This window comes from Megasphaera sp. DJF_B143 (assembly GCF_900320625.1).
Taxonomy (GTDB): domain Bacteria; phylum Bacillota; class Negativicutes; order Veillonellales; family Megasphaeraceae; genus Megasphaera; species Megasphaera hexanoica.
In genome coordinates, this window is sequence record NZ_ONTA01000259.1 from 1 (window position 1) to 6,696 (window position 6,696).

The following is a 6,696-nucleotide window of genomic DNA, read 5'->3' on the forward strand; positions in this document are numbered from 1 at the left end:
GTGTCCAGTGCCGTCCACTCGATTTGGGCGCTGATATTGTCGTCAATAGCCTTACTAAATTTGCTAATGGTCACAGCGATGCCGTATGCGGTTCTGCAACCGGTAAAGCTTCTCTCATAAAGAAGGCCTATGATTTACAAGTGTTAATTGGTACGCAGGCAGATCCATTTTCAAGCTGGCTCGTATCGCGGGGATTCCGTACAATCCAGCTTCGTGTCCGTCAACAGGCCAAGAACGCTACAGCATTGGCCAAAGCCCTGGATGCCAGCCCATATGTATTAAAAGTAAATCATCCCAGCCTCCCCAATCATCCACAGCATGAATTAGCTGCCAAACAGTTTAATGGTTTTGGTGGTATGCTGAGCATCGAACTTCCTGAAGATCGCGATAAAATGAATAAATTTATGCGTGCTCTGAGTTTTGCTCATTATGCTATGACCTTAGGCGGTTACCGGACAACTTTATCGTATCCAGTCATGTCTTCCCATTATGATGTACCGCGGGAAGAACGACTTAAGATGGGTATTACCGATGGACTTCTCCGAATTTCCTGCGGCATAGAAGAAACAGATGATTTAGTCAATGATTTCCTGAATGCGTTAGAAATTGCATATAAATAAAAGGTACTCTCTGTAACAGCAGCGGGGTTATAACAATTATTTAAAATAAAATGTTATAACCCTGCTTCTTTGCAGCTATATGTATGCAAAAATATCATACTTATTTTTCATTTTTATTGTTTATGATTTTTTATTATCCTTTATCTGATTATATTATTTATTATTTATGCAGGCATAAACGCGTATTATTGCCAAAAGCATGAATAACCCAGGAGGTTACGATATGCTATACAATATTATCACCGGAATAAATGCCTTTCTCTGGGGATGGCCCTTTATTATTTTTATTGGTATTTATTTCATGTATGCAAGCCGATGTTTTCCTATTTTCCACTTCTGTCATATTATCAGACACACAATTTGTTCCCTCTGGAGTTCCGAATCAAAAGAAACGTTTTCCAAGAGAAAAGGGACTGTTTCCCCCATCGAGGCCGGCTGTATTGCTATTGGCGGTGCCGTAGGCTGTACCGCTATCGGAGGCGTTGCCACTGCCGTTGCTACTGGTGGTCCCGGGGCAATTTTCTGGATGTGGGTATGGGCAGTACTTGGTATGATCATCAAGTGTGCTGAAACCTCCCTGGGCTGTTACTATCGTTATAAAAATGAAAAAGGGGAATACTTTGGGGGCAGCGTATACTTTATCGCAGATGGCATTGGAAAGGACATGCATTTTCCAACCATAGCAAAATATCTGGCACTACTCTTTTCATTCGGCTTCGTCGCTCAATTTCTTGGTGGATCCCAGGTATTTACTATTGCCGAAATATTGAACCGTTCATTCGGCTTCGATATGATTATCATAACTCTTATCTATTCTGCCGCTTTGTTTTATATCATTTTTAATGGAGTACCGCGGATTGCATCTTTTGCCGTCCGGGTTGTCCCATTTATGTGCGTTCTTTTCATACTCTTCGGCCTTGGCGTCATCGTTGCTAATATAGAACAAGTTCCCCACGCATTCCATCAGATTTTCACTTGTGCTTTTTCAGATACGGCACCTGTTGGTGGTTTTGCCGGAGCTACGATTATCCAGACAATTAATGATGGATTAGCCAGATCCATTAATTCCAACGAAGCCGGGCAAGGATCCAGTCCTCTCATATATGGGTCTGCTGATACGGTTCATCCAGTCCGGCAAGGGCTTTGGGGCAGTTTCGACGTATTCATCAATACCATTGTCATCAGTACGATAACAGCACTCTCTGTATTAGTAACCGGTGTCTGGGATTCCGGCCAGTTCGGTGCTACCCTGACAATCATGGCTTATAACAGCGTATACGGCTATCCTGGCGTCGTGCTGATTGGTCTGGTCGCCGTATTATTTGGTTTGACAACGACCACAGGCTGGTTTACTTATTATATTTCTATTATTCAATTTGTCTTCAAAGATTACCCTCATTTTCGCGATCGCATGACGACACTTTTAAAGTATTTATATCCTCTGCCTAACATTATTATTGTATCTTCTATCGTTTTAACGGGAAATGGCCCTGATTTATTCTGGACTCTGGTAAACATCACACTCGTATTCCCTGTAGGATTTAACTTGTTAGCTTTATTTTTCCTAAGGAACAAATTCAAAGATTTGCTAAAAGACTATAAAGCCCGTTATATGAGGATAGGAACGGTAAATCCATCATTTAAGATATTCCGCAATACGCCGCCAGATAAATAGGACAAACATTTATTATTCCCATTAAAAAGGACTCCCATTCCAGCTATAGTTTACTGAAATAGAGTCCTTTATTTATGAGCATTTTCAAATGTTACAATTTTTCTTCTCTAAATTCTTTATATAATCTATTAAACTTATCTTTATTCAGTTCTTTTTCCCAGCAGGATACGACGACGGTTGCCATGCAGTTGCCGCATACATTACAGATGGTCCGGATCATATCGAGAATGCGGTCAATTCCCAGGAGAATGGCTACCCCTTCTGTGGGCAGATTGAAGGCGGCAGCTGTTGCGGCGACGACGATAATACCGGCACCGGGGACGCCGGCAATGCCTTTAGTGGAAAGCATGAGTGTCACCATGACCAGCAATTGTTGCTCGATAGGCATGGCAATGCCATAAAGCTGGGCGATAAACAAGATTCCGGCCGAGCTGTACAGTGTCGAGCCATCGAGATTGAAAGAGTATCCCGTCGGCATGACGAAAGTCACCGTCGCTTCGGGTACGCCAAGACGGTGGAGACGTTTCATCGCGCCGGGCAAAGCCGCTTCACTGCTGGCAGTAGAAAAGGCAAGGAAAAGAATATCTTTCAGGGCCAGAATCAGGTGGAAAAAATTAATTTTTGTAAATACACTGGCAATCGTGGCTACAACGGCAATAAACAACGCCGTGGCCCCGGCGACGGAAAGAATCAGTTTTCCCAGTGGGATCAGCATAGTTATACCATAACTGCCTACCGTATACGCAATCATGGCAAAGACCCCCAGAGGGGCAAAATGCATGACATAGTTAGTCACTTTGAACATAGCTTCTGCCACACTCTGACAGAAATTGACAATGAGCGTCCCCTTTTCTCCAATATGAGCGACGGCAACGCCGAAGAAACAGGCAAAGAAAATAATCTGGAGCATATCCTGCCGTGCAGCAGCATCGACAATATTAGTGGGGATAATGTGAAGTACATACTGCACCATATCGATGCTGTGCTGGCCGGCAGCAGCTGCTTCTTCCGTTCCAACCGCCGCCGATATAGGCACGCCTACACCCGGTTCGGTCACATTCATGACAAACAGCCCGATAGCCAGAGCAATGGTCGTCGCAAATTCAAACCAAACAATAGCCTTTCCGCCCAGACGTCCCAATTTCTTAAAATCGCCAGTCCCGGCAATCCCCATAACGAGGGTGCTGAAAATAAGCGGTACGACAATCATCTTGATCATCCGCAGGAACGCATCGCCAAACGGCTTTAAATGACCTGCCAGATCAGGAACCACATACCCCATGAGCGCACCCAGTGCCAATCCCAAAAAAATCTGTGTACTCAGCCCTATTTTCTTCACGCTATATCTCCTTATAAAATACGGTTACAATTACAAGCTCTTTCATTTTATAGTATTTCTTCCCAGTCTACAATATAAATTTTGATATCAAAAGAAGAAATATGTTATGAAAGTGAAGAATGCCATTATTATTGTTATATAAAACACTAAAATAATGTATTCCTGACTTTTTACCCTAAATTTTACGGAGAAACACAGAACGCTTATTGCAAATCCTAGTGATTCGTGTTATAATATTTGTAAATAACAAATAAAAAATATTAATTAAAAAGAGGTGTCAATTATGGATACGTTTGACAACATTGCCCAGTACCCAATTTATTTTGCTCCCGGCTGTCAGCTCCTGCAGTTACAGCCTACGATGGTTTCTGATGTGTATGATTACCTGCGCCGTCTCTTTGGCAACAAGATTCGTCTCTATACCCGCTGCTGCGGTCTTGACGATGCAAATCAGCACGATGAAGAAGCCGTTTTTATCACCTTGTGCGATACGTGTTTCAAAATCTATGGCAGTACGTATGCCAATCTCCACATGCGCGACTTCTGGGATGTATATGATGAATATAAATCCATTTATCCCTTAGGTGATAAAGAAGACGAATTGAGAAAAGCTCTTAAATCAACACTTTGTGATTATACCCTTCCCCAGAAAGCCTTGAAAAACTGGATGGAAGAATGGAAAACTTGGAGCACAAAAGAAGATTAACTCTTGCATTTATCCCGGTAACCTGTTATAATGTGTTCGTAATAAATAATAGTTATTTGTTACGAGATATTTAAGATATTCCCATTATATAATTATGTTTGATATGATCAGGAGGTAACAATTATGAAAAAATTTGTATGTGGCGTTTGCGGTTACGTTTTTGAAGGCAATGATGCTCCGGAAAAATGTCCTCAGTGCGGTGCTCCGAAAGAAAAATTCACTCTCGTTCCGGAAGGACCGAAAACCTATGCTGACGAACATCAGGTAGGCGTTGCCAAAGGCCTCGATGAAAAAGTTGTTGAAGGTCTCCGCCTCAACTTCACCGGTGAATGTTCTGAAGTCGGCATGTACCTCGCTATGAGCCGTGTTGCTGACCGCCAGGGTTATCCGGAAGTTGCCGAAGCTTACAAACGCATCGCTTTTGAAGAAGCTGAACACGCTGCTAAATTTGCTGAACTCCTCGGCGAAGTTGTAACAGCTGATACAAAAGAAAACCTCGAAATGCGTGCCCTCGCTGAACAGGGTGCCTGCGCTGGCAAGAAAGAAATTGCAACGCTGGCTAAACAGCTCGGCTATGATGCTATCCATGATACAGTTCATGAAATGGCAAAAGACGAAGCTCGTCATGGCCGTGTATTCGATGGCCTCCTCGCCCGTTATTTCGCAAAATAAGTTGCATAGATATATATTAAAGACCTGCTGCACTTCAGTAGGTCTTTTTTTCATTACCGTTTATCCTCTACTATCAAAAAACGAGAGCCCTCACCTATCGTGACAGCTCTCGTTTCTTTGTATTCAAGGTTACCCATCATTTCCATAGAGATGATGTTCCCGGATGTACGCATAGACAGCCGGTGCCAGTTCATCCTTCTGTTTTTCCTGATGCTGGCGGATGTCGTGAGAGGAAATAGCGTCAGCCTTATGGTCCATCAAATTTACCGTGAGGCCTTCTTCTTCCATCAGGCATTTTACCATTTCTATCTGTTCCCGGTCATCCCCTTTGCGCATCCCGACGAGAAGGTCCGCCATCCGTCCACATTCTTGCCAACGATACCAGTAACTGAAGGAAAGGAACGTATCAGATCCCATAAGCAGGTAAAGCGGATCGTCAGGAAACTTCTCTTTCATTGCACAAAGCGTATCATAGGTGCGGCATGTACTCCCCTGCTGAATCTCATAGCCATCGACAGCTACGGGAAAAGGCAGGTCTTCTACCGCTTTCTGACACATTTCAATGCGCTGCGCCGCATCCGTATCCAGTTCTTTATAAAAAGGCTGAGTCGGCATAAGGATCACCAGACGGGGATGGACCGCATTCCAGGCACTACAGCAGAGCCGGATATGACCCTGATGAATAGGATTGAATGTCCCACCAAACAGGACAATTCCTTTTTTGTTGTCATCATTCCGGCTCATGCTGATCACCCTTTCCTCTTATTTTACGACAAACTGCGGTTTATAGTCATCCAGACGCTGTTTAATGGGCAGCCACTGAAGAACGCGCTTGATGTTGCGGTCCCAGAAATCCCACGTATGGTCGCCGTCTTCCGTCCACAGTTCAATATCTGTCAGGTCTTTGACTTTATTGTAGAAGGCAATATTATAATCATGGAGGAAATCCTGATTGCCTACGGCGCAAACCATTTTCGGCAATTTTTTACCAGCTTTGACGGCATTCTGGAATTCTACGACCAGATCATTTTCACCGCCCCGGGGATCTTTATTATCAAAAGTCATGAGTCGTTCTGCATCAGAATAGAGTTCCTTTGATTCATACATGACTCCGATATCTACGACACCGGACAGGCTGGCTGCAGCCGCATACTGGTCCGGGCAGAGGGCAGCGGCATGGAGAGCGCCATAGCCACCCATGGAGAGGCCGGCAATGAACGTATCTTCCCGTTTCTGCGATACCTGGAACATATTGCCGATGACTTTTGGCAGTTCCTGTGTAATATAATCAAAATACCGGTAACCATGCGGCTGGTTGATATAATGGCCGCGGCCCGTCGTAGGCATGACGACGACCAGGCCCATATCCATGACATACTGTTCCACGTTGGTAAAACGGATCCATCCCGTCTGGTCACGCATGATGCCATGGAGGAGATACAGTACGGGGAACGGCGGTTTGATGACATCTCGCAACGGTTCCGGCGTCCGGGTACAATTTTGTGGATAAATAACTTCGATTCCCGTATCAATACGTAGAACATCTGAGTAAAATTCAATGTGAAGTGACGGCATAATGACTTCCTCCCTTAACTGATATGATAGTATAAATTATAGCCATACGAAGTTATTTCTGTTCCGGATAGGTGCCATCCTGTTTGTCTTTGTAGATTCTCCAGGGAAC

At 44.0% G+C, this 6,696-nt stretch carries 7 protein-coding genes; 4 read left to right on the forward strand and 3 right to left on the reverse strand.

Annotated elements, in window-relative coordinates; translation table 11 throughout:
- On the forward strand, nucleotides 1-620 hold a 620-nt coding region (locus DBO31_RS07635), incomplete at its 5' end, for a PLP-dependent aspartate aminotransferase family protein (protein WP_200817494.1).
- A gap of 199 nt (nucleotides 621-819) precedes the next feature.
- Nucleotides 820-2,295: a sodium:alanine symporter family protein gene (locus DBO31_RS07640; protein WP_200817495.1), complete on the forward strand. Its 1,476-nt coding sequence runs from the start codon at nucleotides 820-822 to the stop codon at nucleotides 2,293-2,295.
- Nucleotides 2,296-2,386: 91 nt separating this feature from the next.
- Here DBO31_RS07640 and DBO31_RS07645 read toward each other — a convergent pair whose 3' ends face one another.
- A complete protein-coding gene (locus tag DBO31_RS07645; RefSeq protein ID WP_059075420.1) occupies nucleotides 2,387-3,634 on the reverse strand; it encodes a dicarboxylate/amino acid:cation symporter in 1,248 nt (415 codons plus the stop codon).
- 283 nt (nucleotides 3,635-3,917) lie between these two features.
- Here DBO31_RS07645 and DBO31_RS07650 point away from each other — a divergent pair, with 283 nt between their 5' ends.
- Both DBO31_RS07650 and DBO31_RS07655 read left to right on the forward strand, forming a co-directional pair.
- Nucleotides 3,918-4,340 carry a hypothetical protein gene (locus DBO31_RS07650; RefSeq protein ID WP_059075421.1) on the forward strand — a complete coding sequence of 141 codons (423 nt, stop codon included), beginning with the start codon at nucleotides 3,918-3,920 and terminating at the stop codon, nucleotides 4,338-4,340.
- Between the two features lie 123 nt (nucleotides 4,341-4,463).
- Nucleotides 4,464-5,012, forward strand: coding sequence for an NADH peroxidase (locus tag DBO31_RS07655; protein ID WP_059075422.1), 549 nt, complete (start codon nucleotides 4,464-4,466; stop codon nucleotides 5,010-5,012).
- Nucleotides 5,013-5,141: 129 nt separating this feature from the next.
- On the opposite strand, the gene nadD is transcribed toward DBO31_RS07655, so the two are convergent.
- Both nadD and DBO31_RS07665 read right to left on the reverse strand, forming a co-directional pair.
- Nucleotides 5,142-5,756 (reverse strand): nicotinate (nicotinamide) nucleotide adenylyltransferase, encoded by a 615-nt coding sequence (gene nadD, locus DBO31_RS07660; protein WP_150824854.1) that lies wholly within the window; start codon nucleotides 5,754-5,756, stop codon nucleotides 5,142-5,144.
- An 18-nt stretch (nucleotides 5,757-5,774) separates the two neighbouring features.
- A complete protein-coding gene (locus DBO31_RS07665; protein ID WP_075581335.1) occupies nucleotides 5,775-6,587 on the reverse strand; it encodes an alpha/beta hydrolase family protein in 813 nt (270 codons plus the stop codon).
- Between the last annotated feature and the right edge of the window lie 109 nt (nucleotides 6,588-6,696).

Excerpts from the sequence above, each read along its gene's own strand:
- DBO31_RS07640 (WP_200817495.1), top strand. The coding sequence starts at position 820 with ATGAATAACCCAGGAGGTTACGATATGCTATACAATATTATCACCGGA.
- DBO31_RS07650 (WP_059075421.1), top strand. The coding sequence starts at position 3,918 with ATGGATACGTTTGACAACATTGCCCAGTACCCAATTTATTTTGCTCCC.
- DBO31_RS07655 (WP_059075422.1), top strand. The coding sequence starts at position 4,464 with ATGAAAAAATTTGTATGTGGCGTTTGCGGTTACGTTTTTGAAGGCAAT.
- nadD (WP_150824854.1), bottom strand. The coding sequence starts at position 5,756 with ATGAGCCGGAATGATGACAACAAAAAAGGAATTGTCCTGTTTGGTGGG.
- DBO31_RS07665 (WP_075581335.1), bottom strand. The coding sequence starts at position 6,587 with ATGCCGTCACTTCACATTGAATTTTACTCAGATGTTCTACGTATTGAT.